Raw genomic sequence first — 15,950 nt, forward strand, 5'->3', positions numbered from 1 at the left:
GTGCAGGGACGCTCGGCGATTCCGGTGAAAGATTTCATCATGTTAGGCTAGGTAAGCCTACCCTTACTAATAAGTAGTGTTGACGTTGAAGGAGTCACGTGATTTCGAAAGACCAGCTCCGTGCTGATGTCGCGGCCTTGCTGGATGTTCCCGGTGATTCCTTTGGTGACAGTGACGATCTGGTCCGCGTGGGCCTGCACTCCATGCTGTTGATGAAGCTCGCGGGCACCTGGCGTCGCCAGGGTCACCGGGTGCAGAGTTCGCAATTGGCGCTGGAGCCGACGATCGAAGCGTGGGCGCGCCTGCTCGCCGAAAGTGTGCCGCCCACCGCACCCGCCGCGGCGTCCGCCCCGGTCGCCGATGCGGCCGAGGACGACGAATTCGCATTGGCCACCATGCAGCACGCCTATTGGATAGGGCGCCAGTCCGGGCAGGCGCTCGGCGGTGTCGCCGCGCACCTGTACGTGGAGTTCGATGGTGCGGGTGCCGACGCGCAGCGACTGGAAAATGCTGTCGCACAGGTGGTTTCGCGGCATGAATCGTTGCGTGCGGCCTTCGGCGAAGCCGGTCGGCAGCGTATTCTGCCGCAGCCGCCGCAGTCGGTGTTCCGGGTGGTGGATCTGCGCGAGGTCGCCGACGCGGACGCCGAACTGGAGCGCACGCGCGACCGGATGAGCCATCAGCTCCTCGATGTGGCCAAGGGCCAGGTGGTCGAGTTCGTGCTCACCCTGCTGCCCGGCGGCAAGCATCGGCTGCACCTGGATGTCGACATGCTCGCCGCCGACGCCATGAGCTACCGGCGCATCCTCGACGATCTCGCCGCCGCCTATGAGTCGAACTCGACCCTGCCCCCGGTCGGCTACACGTTCCGCCGGTATCTGGCCGAGCGCGGCGACCGAGTTCCGGCCGCCGAGCACCAGGCGGCCAGGAAATGGTGGACCGACAAGCTGCCGAGCCTGCCCGATACCGCCGAACTGCCCACGATCCCCGAGGCCAGGCGTCCCGATCCGGCACGTAGCGTGCGATACCACCACTGGCTCGAGCCCGAGGCCAAGGCACGGTTGTACGCCTCGGCGCACGGCAACGGCATCACCCCGGCGGTGGCCCTGGCCTCGGTGTTCTCCGAGGTCATCGCGCGATGGTCGGCCCGGCAGCGATTCCTGCTCAACCTACCGCTGTTCGACCGCGAACCGGTGCACGACGAAATCGACCAACTGGTCGGTGACTTCACCAACTCCGTGCTGATCGATGTCGACGCGCGCGAGACCGAATCACTGGTGGCGCGCGCCCGCCGTCTGCAATCCGAACTGCACAGCAGCGCCGCGCACGCAACCTACGAGGGCCTCGACGTGCTGCGCGATCTGGGCAGGCTGCGTGGCTCGGCGGTCACCCCGTCGCTGGTGTTCACCTCCGGCCTCGGTCTCGGTGAACTCTTCTCCGAGCGGGTGACGCGCCTGTTCGGCAACCCGGTGTGGATTCTGTCGCAGGGGCCGCAGGTCGACCTGGACGCCCAGGTCGCCGAGGTCGGCGGCGGGCTACTGGTGAACTGGGACACACGCCGCGACGCGCTGCCCGACGGCGTCATGGCGGCAATGTTCGCCGAGTTCCGAGCGCTGCTCGACGGTCTGCTCGCCCCCGGCGCGGACTGGAACGAACCGCTGTCGATCGCGTTGCCCGCCGCGCAGCGCAGCGCTCGCGAGTACGCCGAGCCCGCCTCGGCCTCGATCACGCCCCGCAGCCTGCACGGCAAGTTCTTCGAGCACGCGGCCCGCCGGCCCGAGCGCGCCGCGATCGTCTCGTCACTGGGCCAGGAACTGGCCTACGGCACGGTCGCGGAACAGGCGCTGTCGATCGCGAACGCGCTGACCACCACCGGGGTGAATCCCGGAGACACGGTCGCCGTGATCGTGCCCAAGGGGCATCAGCAGGTGATCTCTGTGCTGGGCGTCCTCGCGGCGGGCGCGGCGTACCTGCCGATCGGCGCAGATCAGCCGGTGGCGCGTCGAGACCGTATCCTCTCGCGCGGCCGGGTGCGCGCCGTGGTCGCCGGCGACACGGTCGACGTACCCGAGGGAATCGAGCGGATCGTCTTCGACCAGGCTGTCACCGGCCCGCGCGCCGAGTCGGCCGTGGTGACAGCTCCCGACGCGCTCGCCTACGTACTGTTCACCTCCGGGTCCACCGGTGAGCCCAAGGGAGTGGAGGTCAGCCATCGCGCGGCCGCCAACACCATCGACGCGATCGCCGAGGAATTCACGCTGAACGCCGAGGACCGCACCATCGGCCTCTCGGCGCTGGAGTTCGACCTTTCGGTGTTCGATATCTTCAGCCCGCTGTCGCTCGGCGGCGCATTGGTCTGCATCGATGCCGACACAGTCCGCGACGCTGCCTCCTGGGCGGAACTCGTAGCAGCGCATCGGGTTTCGGTGCTCAACTGCGCGCCGGGCCTGATCGGGATGCTGCTCGACTCCGCGACCGCCGAACAGCTGCGCAGTCTGCGCGTGGTGATCACCGGCGGCGACCGTGTCAACGCGGCACTGGCCGCCCGGACGCGGGCCCAGGTCCCCGGACTGCGCTTCGCGGGGCTCGGCGGCACCACCGAAACCGCGATCCATTCCACTGTGTACGAGGTCACCGACGATTTCCCCGCCGAGTTGACCGCCGTGCCATACGGCCGTCCGCTGGCGGGCGCGCACTGCCGCGTCGTCAACGAACGGGGCGAGGACGCACCCGACTGGGTGACCGGTGAGCTGTGGATCGGCGGCGTCGGCGTCGCCGACGGCTACCGAGGCGATCCCGAGCGCACCGCGGACCGGTTCGTCACGATGAACGGCATCCGCTGGTACCGCACCGGCGATCTCGCGCGCTACCTGCCCGGTGGCACCATCGATTTCCTCGGCCGGGCCGACCACCAGGTCAAGATCCGCGGCTACCGGGTCGAGTTGGGCGAAGTCGAGGCCGCGGCCAAGACCCGGCCCGAGGTCGGTGAGGCGGTGGCCGCGGTCGTCTCCGGACGGCTGAGCTTGGCCGTCGTCCGCGCGGAGCCCGGATCGGTGGTCGATACCGTCACGGTGGCCGCCGCCCTGATCGAGTTGCTGCCGGAGTACATGGTTCCCGACGTCATCCACGCGGTGGACCAGGTGCCGCTGACCAGCAACGGCAAGATCGACCGTGCGGCCATCCGCGCGGTGCTGGCGCGCGCGGCCGAGGGCCGCGTGACCGCCGAGTACGTGGCGCCGGAGACTGCCGTGGAAGCGGCGCTCGCCTACATCGCCGCGCAGGTGCTCGGCATCGAGCAGATCGGCGTGACCACCGACTTCTTCGACGCGGGCGCCAATTCCATCCTGGCCACCACGTTCGTGGCGAACGTGCGCGGCCTGCTCGCCGTCGAGGGCGTCGGCGTCGCCGACGTGTTCAGCACGAAAACCGTGCGTGGCCTCGCGGCTCGGCTCGTCGAACGCGAGCAGGTGCCGGGTCAGCTGACCCAGGTGGCGCGAATCTTGTTGGAGGTCATCGGAATTCCCGCGCCAGCGGCCGTCATGGCCGCGGCGCGAGCGTGATTCGGCCAGCGGCGTTCCAGTGCCGTCATCAGCGAAGCTGCAGGCCGTGATGCGGGCCCTCGCGAACGTCACGGCGGACCACAGAGAGCTCACCAGTGACTGACAATTCGTATGACAACGTGCTCGCCGAGGCGTTCGACGACCGTGTGGTCGTCTGGACCGAGCAGGCCGAGCTGGACAAGAAGTTCCCGCGCGCGCTGCTCGAACACCTCGGCGCAACAGGGGTTTTCGCGCGCAAGTGGGAAGACCGGAAGCTCACCGACCTCGAACACCACTTCGCCCTCGCTTACCGGTTGGGCGCGCTCGGCTCTGCGGCCATCGGAGTCGGTGTCAGCCTGCATGATTCGGCGATCGCGATCTTACGCCGGTTCGGGCGCAACGATTTCCTGCGCAACCTCGCCGAGCAGGCCATCGCCGTCGAGAAGGTGCTGTGCATCGGAGCCTCCGAGGAATCGGGCGGATCGGATCTGCAGAATGCCCGGACCACCATCGAGCCCGAGGGCGACGGCTACCGGGTGGTGGGGCACAAGAAGTTCGTCTCGCTCGCGCCGATCGCGGACTACATCCTCGTCGTCGGCCGCAGCGCCACCAGCGGCTCCTCGGGTGGGGAGGGCAATGTGGCGCTCGCGGTGATACCCACCTCGCAGGTCCGGATCGGGACACCGTACGAGAAGCTGGGCGCGGGCCCGCTCGACACCGCGCCGGTGACGATCGACACCTGGATTCCGCAGGAGGCGCTCATCGCCCGTCCCGCGACCGGGCTCGCGGTCATCAGCTGGGGTCTGGCCCACGAGCGCTATTCCGTGGCCGGCCAGATCGCCGCGGCCTGCGACGTTATGCTCGGCGTCACCCTGGCTCGGATGTACGACCGCACCCAGTTCGGCAAGCGCCTCTACGACCACCAGGCGCTGCGGCTGCGAGTGGCGGATCTGCAATCGCGCGTCGACGTGCTGCGCTACGCGCTGACCGGGGTCGCCGCCGGGGGACGTATCAACGTGCGCACCGCGGCTGCGCTGAAGGCCTCCGCCGCCAAGCTCGGCGAGGAAGTGGCCTCGGAGTGCCTACATATCTTCGGCGGCATCGGCTACCTGCAAACCGGTCTGCCGTTGGAACGCTGGTACCGGGATATGAAACTGGCCCGCGTCGGCGGCGGCACCGACGAGGTGCTGTGGGAGTTGGTAGCCGCGGCCATGAAGCCCGACAACAAACGCTACGAGCAGATATTCGCGAAGGTGGAACAGTCATGAGCACTCCGATGAGTACCGACACCACATCCGCCGTCGCCGAGCTGACGCCGTCGGACCACACGTACCTGCATCTGGACACGAAAAGTCGCCCGATGCACTGGTCGATGATGCTGAAGTTGGCAGCCGACGGCCCACATTTGACCGTCGCGGACGTACGCGAACGGGTGCGTGAGCGGAGTGAGCTGTTCGACCTCTTCCGGATGGGCATCCGCGAAGGCCGGTGGCGCGCGCCGGAGGTGGTGCTTGCCGAGAAGGTCGAGGTGGACGGGCATCTCACAGCCATCGAATACGCCGATGCGGCCGACCTGCGCGGGCAGGTCACCGTGCTGCTGGAGACGCCGCTCCCGCGGCCGCAGCCGATGTGGCACATCACGATGTTCACACCGACCGGTGACGGCTTCCAGTTCTTCCTGCTGCGCGTGCACCACGCGGTGTCCGACGGCATCGCGGGCGCCGCCTTCGCCGCCCTGCTGGCCGACGGCACGTCCGAGGAACTCTCGGAGTTCGAGCGATTCGCGACCAGCCCGCGCTTCCGCACCCCCGCCGTCGAGGCGACGACGCTGAAGGAATCCAAGGCCGCGTTCAATGAGCAGTGGGCGGCGGGCCGTAAGGGTCGCGGCTGGCCCGCGCTCAGCAAAACCGGCAAGCGCGAGTACGCCCTCTACAGTGCGTCCACCCGCGATCTGCGCCGTGCCGCCAAGCGGAACGGCGCGACCGTGCACGAGTTCCTGCTCGCCACGATAGGCCGCACCGTGAGCATCGCGCCGCCCGACGCCGCGACACAAGTCGAGGTCATCCGGGTCACGCTGCCCGTCACCAACGATCCGGCCTTCCGCCACACCGGAAACGCGGTGCTGGTCTCCCCGCTCAACCTGCTGGGCAACGAGGCCGATCTCGCCCGCCACCTCGACCGGTGCCGGTCCGAGCTCGCCACCATCGACAAGCACCGTCCGGAACTCGCGACTGCCGCCCCTGCCACCGCCCCCGGCCTGCCGTGGGCATTGCGGCGGGTGATCGCGGGCGCGGGCCTGGCGCATATGAGCCCGGACATCCATATCGGCATCAATCCCGGCTTCACGCGGGTGCGTTCCGTGCTCGGAAAAGCGATCGTCGAATTGACGCCACTGTCACCGCTCGCGGGCTATTCCCTTTCGGTGACTTCGCTGATCCTGGGCAACACGACCTCGTTCGGCGTCGTCACGGACCCTGCCGCCTTGCCGGTGGGATACGCCGCCACGTTCGTTGAGCAATTCGACCTGGTGCTCCGTGAGGCAGCTACACCAGCATAATTCGGCTGCATCCCGGCCTCCGGAAACTTCTTCCGATGCTGAACCGTATTCGACGCCGGGTGTTCTATGCGCGGGCAATCGCCGTGCGGGAAGTGATGAAAGCACCAATGAGCAGAATCACCGAGTTACTTTTCGAGCAGCCTGCCTCCGAGGTAAACGGTCTCTGGAGCGGCACCGACTCGTCGGATCTGACGTTTCGACCATGGGCGCAGGTGCGGTCGACGGCCCACCGAGTCGCGAGCGGACTGGCCGAGGCGGGCGTGTTGCCCGGCGACTCCGTCGCGATCCTCGCGGGCTGCCCCGCAGACGTCGTCGTGACCGTGCAGGCCATCTGGATGCGCGGCGCGGCCTTCACAATGCTCCATCAGCCCACCCCGCGCACCAATCTCGAAACCTGGGTCGCGGATACACGCGCGGTGATCGAGATGCTCAACGCCCGCGTAGTCGTGGTGGGTGAGCCCTTCACCGACGCGGTGCGGGGTCTGGACCTCGGTACCGCGTTCGTGTCGATCGACGAATTGACCGCTCGGTCCGCGGAATTGCCGCACGTGGCCACCACGGAAGACGATATCGGGATCCTGCAATTGACCTCCGGCACCACCGGAGTTCCGAAGGCGGTGGCGATCTCCTACGGAAATATGCACCAGAACCAGGTCGCGATGGCCGCTGCGGCCGGAGTGACTGCCGACGAGGTGATGGTCAGCTGGCTGCCCCTTTACCATGACATGGGCATGGTCGGCATGCTGATGACGCCGATGTTCGCGCAGGCCACCGCGGTCATCACCACACCAGTCGGCTTTCTCGCGAATCCGCTGTCCTGGGCGGAACTCATCACCCGATTCGGCGGAACCCAAACCGCCGCACCCAATTTCGCCTATTCCATCCTCGCCCGCCGGCTGCGCCGAGCCCCGGACGGCGCCTACGACCTGTCAACGATGCGCGTCGCGGTCAACGGAGCGGAGGCCGTTGATGAGCACACACTGGAGGAATTCGTCGGTGCGGCTTCGCGTTTCGGCTTCCGAGCCGAGGCGCTGATGCCGGCCTACGGCATGGCCGAGACCACCCTCGCCGTATCGTTCACCGCGTCCGCCGACCGCTACACGGTGGACATCATCGACGCGGACCGAGCCGAGACCGAGGGCGTTGTTCAGCGCAACGCAATCACACGGTCGCGAACACTGATGCGGCTGGGCGTTCCGGTCCCGGGAATCGAGCTGAAGGTGCTCGACGACAGCGGCGCAGTCCTGCCCGCCGACCGCGTCGGCAACATCCTGGTGCGCGGCGAGGCTGTGACCAAGCGTTACCTCGGCCCGGACGGATACATATCCGCCGTGGACGCCGAGGGTTGGCTGTCCACAGGCGACCTCGGCTACCTCGTCGCGGGCACCGGTGAGATCGTGGTCACCGGCCGCAAGAAAGACATCATCATCGTCGCGGGCCGCAACATCTCTCCGACCATCGTCGAGCGCGCCGCAGTGGGTGTCTCCGGTGTACGTCCCGGCAGCGCCGCCGCGGTGGCCATCCGGCTGCCAACCATGGCCAGGGAAGGCATCGCCGTCATCGTCGAATCCGATCAGGCTGCGGACGCCGACGAGAGCGAGCGAATTCGGAAAGCGGTGGCGCGCGCGGTCTACGACGACGTGGGCATAGCGCCTGCCGTCGTCACGGTCGTGCACAAGGGCGCACTGCCGAAGACCCCGTCCGGCAAGCTGCGCCGCTCCTCGGCGGCGAGCCTGATCCTCGCTTGAAGCATCCAGGATTCCTTTGATGATCAGCGTTCGCGGCGTTTCCAAACGCTTCGGTGAGAACGTCGCGGTCGGTTTCGCCGAACTGGTTCCAGTTGTCGAGGGCGTGGCGGATGACCAGACTCGTGCGCCGGTTAGCGCGCGACCGAGTCTCGGGCGGTCGGTTCTGTGTCCACCTCGGCCGGTTCGACATCGCACCGCGCAGGGCTATCGATCCCCGGCGCATCGCGTTCCGCAGTAATGGGCTCGGCGATCGGCGGTACCGGGCTGTCGGCGATGGGCGCGCCTGCCGCGTCGTTCACCGCGTGCTCGACCTCGGGATCGTGTCCGGCCAACTGGTGGTCTGCCCCGTCCGCACCGCAGATGTGGTCGCAGTCGTCCGCCGACTTGCCCAGCGGATCTTCCCGCTTACGCAACGGCTCCGGCACCACCGCCCACGCCACCGCCGCGACGGCGAGCAGCGCACCGGTGACCGCGAGCGCGAGACCGTACGACGCCTGCTGCGCCAGCGCGCCCACCGCGACCGGACCGAGCACGGTGCCGAGATCGGCCGCCATCTGGAAGCCGGCGAGCACCGGGCCGCCGCGGGCGTTCGGGCCGATGATGTCGGCGACCGCAGCCTGCTGGGTCGGCGTGAACATGCCCGCACCGAGACCGGCCACGAACGAGGTGGCGAGCAACCACGGCAGCGTGTCGGCGACGCCGAGACCGGCCGTGCCGAGCGCACAGATCAACGACCCGGTGATCAGAAAAGGCTTGCGCCCCCAGCGATCGGAGTATCGACCGGCCAGGAAGAGCACCGCGATGTTGCCCGCCGCGAACACGGTCAACGCCACTCCGGCCATGCCGGGCGTCTGATGCAGCACCTCGACGACGAGCAGCGGCACCAACGCCATGCGCACACCGAATATCGCGGCCCCGTTGGCGAAGTTGGACCACAGCACCGCCCGATACTCCGACCGGGCCCACGCTTCCCGGAATGACATCATCCGCAGGCCGCCAACAGGTTCCGGCGCGGCGAGCTGCGAATTCCGCAGCGCCAGATACACCGCGACGGTCACCACGAGCAACGCGGCCGCGTAGATCACGAACGGCATCCGCAAGCCGAACCCGGACAACGCCCCGCCGACCAGCGGGCCACTGACCGACCCGATCAGAAACCCGGTCGACCACAGCCCGGACACCCGGCCGCGCGCGGCGGGCGGCGACATCCGGATCACCAGCGCCAGCGACGACACGGTGAACATGGTCGACCCGACCCCGCCGAGCGACCGCAAAACCATCAGCTGCCAGTAACTTTGGGCCAACGCACTGGCACCGGTGGACAGCGCGACGATCAGCAGACCGGTGAGGTAGACCGACCGCTCCCCCAGCCGCTGCACCAGCCGCCCGCTCACCGGCGCGAACAGCAACCGCATCAACGCGAACGCGCTCACGATCGCCGAGGCCGCCGCAACGCCGACGCCGAAGCTGCGGGCGAACTGTGGCAGCACCGGCGCGACCAGCCCGAACCCGATGGCGATGACGAACGCGCCGCCGACGAGCACCCAGATCTCGATGGGCAGCGGCTCCGCCCGGCCGTTGGACCGTGCCGTGCCGACTGCCGAGGATCTACTCACCGGCTAGCGCCTGTCCCACCACTTCCTCCGCGGCCGCCTGTACCTGCGCGAGGTGCTCGGGACCGTGGAACGACTCCGCGTAGATCTTGTATTTGTCCTCGGTGCCGGACGGCCGGGCGGCGAACCACGCGTTCTCGGTGGTCACCTTGAGCCCGCCCAGCGGCGCGCCATTGCCCTTCGCCCTGGTGAGCACGGACGTGATGGGCTCACCGGCGATCTCCTTGGTGGTGATCATGTCCGGAGTCAACTTCGCCAGTAGCGCTTTCTGTTCCGTCGTCGCGGCCGCGTCGATCCGCGCGTAGGCGGGACTGCCATAGCGACGTTCGAGTTCGACGTAGCGCGCCGACGGGCTCTGCCCGGTGACCGCGGCGATCTCGGCGGCGAGCAGCGCGAGCAGGATGCCGTCCTTGTCGGTGGTCCACACGGTGCCGTCCATCCGCAGGAACGACGCGCCCGCGCTCTCCTCACCACCGAAAGCGAGGCTGCCGCTGAACAATCCGGGCACGAAGAACTTGAAGCCGACGGGCACCTCGTGCACGTCACGGCCGAGCACGCTGACCACCCGATCGATCATCGACGAGGTGACCACCGTCTTGCCGATCTTGCTGAGCGCGTCCCAGCCCATCCGGTTCGCGACCAGGTATTCGATGGCCACCGCGAGGAAGTGGTTCGGATTCATCAGCCCACCGTCGGGCGTGACGATGCCGTGCCGGTCCGCGTCGGCGTCGTTGCCGGTGGACAGGTCGTAGTCGTCCTTGATCGCGATCAGCGAGGCCATCGCGTAGCGCGAGGACGGATCCATCCGGATCTTGCCGTCGCTGTCGAGGGTCATGAACCGCCAGGTGGGGTCGACGAACGGGTTGACCACCTCCAGCTCGAGGTCGTAGCGCTGCCCGATCTCTTCCCAGTAGTCGACGCTGGCGCCGCCCATCGGGTCGGCGCCGAGCCGGATGCCCGCGCCGCGAATCGCGTCCAGGTTCAACACATTCGGCAGGTCGGCGATGTAGTGGTCGAGGTAGTCGTAGCGCTGGACGTTGGTCTCCAGCGCGTGCTGCAGCGTGGTCCGCTTGATCCCGGCGAGCCCGCTGCGCAGCAGTTCGTTGGCGCGCGCGGCGATGGCGTCGGTGGCCGTGTTGTCGGCCGGACCGCCGTGCGGCGGGTTGTATTTGAAGCCGCCGTCGCGCGGCGGATTGTGCGACGGGGTGATCACGATGCCGTCGGCCTGATTGCGGGTGCCGCCCCGATTGTGCCGCAGCACAGCGTGACTCAGCGCCGGCGTCGGCGTGTACCGGTCGCGGGCGTCGATCATCGCGGTCACGTCGTTGGCGGCCAGCACCTCGAGCGCGGTGACCATGGCAGGCTCGGACAGCGCGTGGGTGTCCCTGGCCAGATACACCGGGCCGGTAATCCCGCGGGTCGCACGGTATTCCACGATCGACTGGGTGATCGCGAGGATGTGCGCCTCGTTGAACGCGGTGTCCAGGCTGGAGCCGCGATGTCCCGACGTGCCGAAAACCACCTGCTGTGCCGGATCCGACGGATCCGGAATCCGGCTGTAGTACGCCGTGACCAGATGTGCGATGTCTTCCAGATCGGTGGGACGCGCGAGTCGCCCTGCTCGATCATGGGCCATGCTCGGGTCTCCCTTCCGTATCGGCTGCGCCCTGCTCGTCATCAGGATCATGGCCACAACCACTGTGTCGTCGACGCGGCGACGAAGACCGCGATCAGGCAGGCCGCGACCGTCACCGGCCGGATCGTCTCGTGGCCGAACGTGCTGAACCCGGTCAGCGCGCCGCGAAAACCCGTACCGGCGGCGGCTGTCAGCCGATTGCCCGCACTCGCGCCGATCAATCCACCGAGCAGCGCCGAACCGACAATGTTAACGGTCGGCGTGCCAAGTGGCAGCAGAGCACCGAAACGTGCTGGTACGACAGGATCTACGCGACGCGGAACGGGCGCGTCGAGCGGCAGGATCATCGGGCGGCTCCCTGCCACAGCTCCAGCGGCGAGAGCGCGACATTGAGGGTGGTGAACAGCTCGGCGTTCTGTTCGACGAACGCACGCAACCGGTCGGCCTCGTCGACGAGCATCAGCACCAGCGGCAGATGGTCGGCCATGTCCAGGACGCGGGTGGTGTGGATCCGCGAGGACGCGCCGTAGCCTTCGATGCCGCGCCACACGCTCGCCCCGGCCAGGCCGGTGTCGCGGGCACGCCCCATGATCTCGGCATACAGCGGCGTGTGCCGCCATTTGTCGTCCTCGTCGAGCAGCACCGTCAGTCGCGCCGCGGGTTGCCACTGTCCTGCTTCTCCCACTGCCTGGCCCCCTTCCGTCGTGCCGTTGCCGTTGCCCGCCGAGTGATTCCCGTTTCCGGCCCAGCGACGCCACCACCGTTCCCCCGAGATAGCGGGCGCCTGGACCGCGGCGCCCGATTCGAGCAGTCTACGAACCGCGACACGGTAGGTGGAAAAGGTGGTGAAGCCGCCGAACACTCCGATACCGGGAAAGGGACGCAGCAGTTTCTGGGCTACCCATCTCGCCGTGATCAGAACCATCAGAATCCCGATAGCAAAGCATCCCATGACATTTACCGCGCGCGTCGACCAGGGGACCTGCCCCATCGAGAAAGACACTGCGAACAGCGTTGTTCGTTGACATCCGGCCGAGATCCGCGTACGAATGGCCTGAAGGTTTGGCCGAAGTTGCCTCCACCCCCCACTTACTCAGGTCGGAGCAACGATGGCGGCACAGCGGGCACAACCGAATGCGCAACCGGAACCGGCGGAAGCTCGCCGACTGGCGCGACAGCAAACCTCAGGCAGACGGCAGCTAGCCGTCGGCCGCACTCTGCGTCGACTCTCGATCGTGGCACTCGCGACGGCCTCGGCCGGGCTCGGACACCTGGCGCCCGCAGTGGCCGCACCGATCTATCCGGTACCCGACGGCGACGGCTTCTACAGCGCGCCACCGGATGTCGGGAACTTCCAGCCGGGCGACGTGATGCGCAGCAGGCCGGTGGCCGCGAACGGTTTCCCGGGCGCGACCGCCTGGCAGTTGCTGTACCGGTCGACCAATTCCGGCGACGCGCCGATCGCCGCGATGACGACCCTGCTGCTGCCGCCGGGTGGCGGCATGAACCGGCCGATCGTGTCGTATCAGCCGTTCGTCAACTCGCTCGGCCTGCAGTGCGCGCCCTCGCACAGCATCTTCGACGGCACCATGCAGGAGGCCCCCGCGCTGAACGCACTGCTGGCCAGGGGCTGGGCGGTCGCGGTGCCCGATCATCTCGGACCGACCAGCGCCTACGGTGCCGCGCGCCTCGGCGGCAGGCTGACCCTCGACGGCATCCGTGCCGTAAAGCGTTTCGGCCCAGCCGATCTCGGCGGCAGCGTGGTCGGCATGGCGGGCTACTCGGGTGGCGGCATGGCGACCGGTTTCGCCGCGGCGCTCGCGCCGGAGTACGCGCCGGAGTTGCCGATCGTCGGCGCGGCGCAGGGCGGTGTCCCGATGAACATCGGCAAGCTGGCTCAGGACGTCGGCTTGCAGCGGAGCCCGCTGTTCGGCCTCGGCTTCGCGGCCGCGATCGGGCTCGAGCGCGAGTACCCGGCCGAGCTGGAAATGGATCGGATCCTGAATCCGACCGGCTTCGCGCTGCGCAGCCAGATCGCGAACGCCTGCACCAACGACATCATCAACGCGGGCGCGAACAAGAGCTTCAACGATGTCTTCTACGGCGCGATGGACGCCGACCCGACGGTGGTCCGCATCCTGCACGAGAACAGCATCGAGATCTACCCCGGCGTCCCGCGCACCCCGATCTACGAATGGCACGGCGCCAACGACCAGGTGTCACCGCAGCTGGTGCGGGACGTCCTCGGCCGGTACTGCAGCCAGGGCGTCCGCGTCCAGCTCGACCTGATTCCCGGCGCCGACCACGGCACCGCGATGATCCCCGGCGCGATCAACGCGTTCAACTACCTCGGCGACCGGTTCGCCGGTATCCCGGCACCCAGTAACTGCTGAAAGCCCACACGACACAGCGCCCGCATTCGACATCGAATGCGGGCGCTGTGTCGTTCGAGCAGAACGCAACACTAGAGGCTTTGGCGACCACAACAGCGCGAGTTCTGCGAGCGCCGTTCGCGGCCACGCGGCCGAAAAATCAGTGCGCGAGCACCGGCTCACCTTCCGACGGCACCGGCACCGTGTTCGGCATCAGTATCGCGGTGATCACCGCGCCTGCCACGAAGATCGCCGTCGCCCACCAGAAGCTGGTGGTGTAGCTCTCCACCGCGGACTGCGCGACGGTCAGCGGATCCGGCGCACGAGTCGACAGGTAGTTGGTCGCGGCCGAGGCGGCAATGGTGCTGAGCAGCGCCGTGCCGATCGAGCCACCGACCTGCTGGCTGGTGTTGATCATCGCCGAGGCCACGCCGGCGTCCTCGTGATGCACCCCGGAGGTCGCACCCTGGAACGCGGTCGACATCGCACCACCGAGGCCGAGGCCCAGCAGGATCAGTGCGGGCAGGATGTGCGAGGAGTATCCGGTCTCCAGGCCGATCTGGGTCAGCCAGGCCATACCGGCGGCGGCGATCAGGAAGCCGCCCGACATGACGACCTTCGGCCCGAGCTTCGGCAGCACGAACGAGGGCACCGTGGTGGACGAGACGACCATGGCCGCCACCATCGGCAGGAACGCCAGGCCGGTCTTGATCGGCGAGTAGCCCATGCTCAGCTGCATGTAGTAGGTGAGGAACAGGAAGATCGCGAACATCCCGATGCCCATGACGAACACGGTCAGGAACGAACCACCGCGGGTGCGGTCCAGCACGATGCGCAGCGGCAGCAGCGGATGCTTGACCTTGGTCTCCAGCCAGGCGAACACCGCGATCAGCACGGCGCCGCCGATGAGGAAGCTCAGCGTGACCGGGTTGGTCCAGCTGGTCGACTCGGCGTGCGAGAAGCCGTACACGATGCCGAACAGCGCGGCGGTCACCACGATGGTGCCGGGGATGTCGAGCTTGGGCCGGTTCGTGGTCACATGCTTGGCCAGCAGCAGCACCGCGCCGACGAGTGCGACGGCCGCGAAGGCCAGGTTGACGAACATCACCCAGCGCCAGTTGGCCCACTCGGTGAGCATGCCGCCGAGCAGCAGGCCGATCGCACCGCCCGCACCGGCGACCGCACCGAAGATGCCGAACGCCTTGGCTCGTTCACTCGGTTCGGTGAAGGTAACGGTAAGGAGCGACAACGCGGCCGGAGCCAGCAGTGCGCCGAACACACCCTGCCCGACGCGCGCTGCGACCAACATCTCGAAGCTGGTGGCCGCGCCACCGACCGCGGAGGCGCCTGCGAAGCCGATCAGGCCGATGATGAAGGTGTTGCGGCGACCGAAGAGGTCGCTGAGTCGGCCACCGAGCAGCAGCAAGCTGCCGAACGCCAGTGCGTAACCGGTGACCACCCACTGCCGGTCGCCATCGTTGAAGCCGAGGTCGCGCTGGGCGGCAGGCAGGGCGATGTTGACGACGGTCGCGTCCAGCACGACCATGAGCTGTGCCACGCCGAGGACGGCGAGCACCCACCAACGCAGGGCGTGCGAGCCACGACGGCCCTGGTCCGTTTTAGCGGGGGCGGGTGCCCCACGGTCGAACGTGGTAGTCATGTGTCCCCTTTGTCTCAAGTATTGATGCGGAGTTGGTGCCTCCGGTTACTGTAAGAAGCTACCACCATAACGGAGAGAACGCCTCCGCTTAATCCCGATACTTGATAGGATGTGAGTGTGAATCACGCCACGGCCCTCTCTCCGCCCCGCCGCCTGCGTGCCGATGCCGCACGAAATCAGCAGCGGATCATCGCCGCGGCGCGCGAACTCTTTGCCGATCACGGACTCGAGATCACCCTCGACGACGTCGCCGAACGCGCAGGCGTCGGCGTCGGCACCGTCTACCGGCGCTTCGCGAACAAGAAGGAACTGATCACCGAGGTCTTCGAACAGAGCATCAGCGAGTTCGCCGAGGCGGCCGATGCCGCCTACAAGCACGCCGATCCCTGGTTCGGGCTCGTCGAGTTCTTCGAGTACGCCTGCAGGCACATGGCGAAGAATCGCGGCTTCAGCGAGGTAATGCTCGAACTGGAGGACGACGTCGACCGGTTCGTCGTCGTCCGCGACCGGATCAAGCCGACCGTCATGGCCATCGTCGACCGGGCCCGCGACGCCGGCGTGCTCGCCCCCGGTATCGAGCCCTCCGACTTCTTCGCGCTGATCCACATGGTCGACGGCATCGCCGAGTTCGCCAGGCCGGTCAATCCCGATGTCTGGCAGCGCTACATGGCGATCGTGCTCAACGGCGTGCGGGCCGACGGCACGCCGCCGCAGCAGCTGCTGCTGCCGCCACTCAACGACAGCGAGGTAGAGCAGGCCAAAGGCGCCTGCGCGGGACGCAAAAGGTAACAACTGCGTTATTAGCAGGCCATATCACACGCCGAT

General features: G+C 67.7%; 11 protein-coding genes. 6 read left to right on the plus strand and 5 right to left on the minus strand.

The features are described 5' to 3' along the window. The first annotated feature begins 98 nt into the window (after positions 1-98). The 4 genes from ACIBK2_RS33280 (at position 99) to ACIBK2_RS33295 (ending at position 7,844) form a co-directional block, all read left to right on the plus strand. Entirely contained in the window at positions 99-3,560 is a 3,462-nt protein-coding gene (locus ACIBK2_RS33280; protein ID WP_396973114.1) for an amino acid adenylation domain-containing protein, read from the plus strand. A 95-nt stretch (positions 3,561-3,655) separates the two neighbouring features. Further along, positions 3,656-4,807, plus strand: coding sequence for an acyl-CoA dehydrogenase family protein (locus ACIBK2_RS33285; RefSeq protein WP_396973116.1), 1,152 nt, complete (start codon positions 3,656-3,658; stop codon positions 4,805-4,807). Beyond that, positions 4,804-6,096, plus strand: a complete 1,293-nt coding sequence (locus tag ACIBK2_RS33290; RefSeq protein ID WP_396973118.1) for a wax ester/triacylglycerol synthase domain-containing protein — start codon at positions 4,804-4,806, stop codon at positions 6,094-6,096. The genes ACIBK2_RS33285 and ACIBK2_RS33290 overlap by 4 nt, the downstream gene beginning before the upstream one ends. A 107-nt stretch (positions 6,097-6,203) precedes the next feature. Next, positions 6,204-7,844, plus strand: a complete 1,641-nt coding sequence (locus tag ACIBK2_RS33295) for a long-chain-fatty-acid--CoA ligase (RefSeq protein WP_396973120.1) — start codon at positions 6,204-6,206, stop codon at positions 7,842-7,844. A 131-nt stretch (positions 7,845-7,975) separates the two neighbouring features. Here ACIBK2_RS33295 and ACIBK2_RS33300 read toward each other — a convergent pair whose 3' ends face one another. From ACIBK2_RS33300 to ACIBK2_RS33315, 4 genes are read right to left on the minus strand one after another with little or no spacing between them, the layout of a single operon-like run. Beyond that, positions 7,976-9,460 carry an MFS transporter gene (locus tag ACIBK2_RS33300; protein ID WP_396973122.1) on the minus strand — a complete coding sequence of 495 codons (1,485 nt, stop codon included), beginning with the start codon at positions 9,458-9,460 and terminating at the stop codon, positions 7,976-7,978. Continuing rightward, a complete protein-coding gene (pgm, locus tag ACIBK2_RS33305) occupies positions 9,453-11,093 on the minus strand; it encodes a phosphoglucomutase (alpha-D-glucose-1,6-bisphosphate-dependent) (protein WP_396973124.1) in 1,641 nt (546 codons plus the stop codon). The genes ACIBK2_RS33300 and pgm overlap by 8 nt, the downstream gene beginning before the upstream one ends. A gap of 47 nt (positions 11,094-11,140) precedes the next feature. Next, positions 11,141-11,440: a fluoride efflux transporter FluC gene (locus ACIBK2_RS33310; protein WP_396973126.1), complete on the minus strand. Its 300-nt coding sequence runs from the start codon at positions 11,438-11,440 to the stop codon at positions 11,141-11,143. After that, entirely contained in the window at positions 11,437-12,084 is a 648-nt protein-coding gene (locus tag ACIBK2_RS33315; protein WP_396973590.1) for a DUF190 domain-containing protein, read from the minus strand. Before ACIBK2_RS33315 ends, ACIBK2_RS33310 begins: the two co-directional genes overlap by 4 nt. Positions 12,085-12,310: 226 nt before the next feature. On the opposite strand from ACIBK2_RS33315, the gene ACIBK2_RS33320 reads away from it, so the two are divergent. After that, entirely contained in the window at positions 12,311-13,486 is a 1,176-nt protein-coding gene (locus tag ACIBK2_RS33320) for a lipase family protein (protein ID WP_396973592.1), read from the plus strand. A gap of 139 nt (positions 13,487-13,625) precedes the next feature. Here ACIBK2_RS33320 and ACIBK2_RS33325 read toward each other — a convergent pair whose 3' ends face one another. Continuing rightward, positions 13,626-15,125, minus strand: coding sequence for an MFS transporter (locus ACIBK2_RS33325; RefSeq protein ID WP_396973128.1), 1,500 nt, complete (start codon positions 15,123-15,125; stop codon positions 13,626-13,628). Between the two features lie 117 nt (positions 15,126-15,242). On the opposite strand from ACIBK2_RS33325, the gene ACIBK2_RS33330 reads away from it, so the two are divergent. Further along, a complete protein-coding gene (locus ACIBK2_RS33330) occupies positions 15,243-15,914 on the plus strand; it encodes a TetR/AcrR family transcriptional regulator (RefSeq protein ID WP_396973130.1) in 672 nt (223 codons plus the stop codon). Positions 15,915-15,950 lie beyond the last annotated feature (36 nt).

Source organism: Nocardia sp. NPDC050175, from assembly GCF_044459885.1.
Classification (GTDB): domain Bacteria; phylum Actinomycetota; class Actinomycetes; order Mycobacteriales; family Mycobacteriaceae; genus Nocardia.